Below are 245 nucleotides of genomic sequence, written 5' to 3' on the forward strand. Positions count from 1 at the left end.
GCTATGCCACGCTCACGCACCGTCAAGGGCGGGTTCTTCCGCTCGCCCGATATCCAGCACACACCGCTGGCGTGCCGACTGCTTTTTATCGCGCTGTGGACGCAGGCCGACCGCGAAGGTCGGCTCGAGGATCTGCCGTGGAAAATCCGCGACGAGACATTTCCCTACGATCAGGATGTGACCGAATCCGACGTCGACGAACTGCTCGAAATACTCGATCACCGTGACCTGATCCTGCGTTTTGT

General features: G+C 59.6%; 1 pseudogene. It reads left to right on the top strand.

Annotated elements, in window-relative coordinates:
• A pseudogene (locus SB772_RS44435) lies at positions 1 to 245 on the top strand (hypothetical protein); the annotation flags it as partial.

Origin of the sequence: Paraburkholderia sp. SIMBA_030 (assembly GCF_046535245.1) — a bacterium.
In the GTDB taxonomy this organism is placed as follows: domain Bacteria; phylum Pseudomonadota; class Gammaproteobacteria; order Burkholderiales; family Burkholderiaceae; genus Paraburkholderia.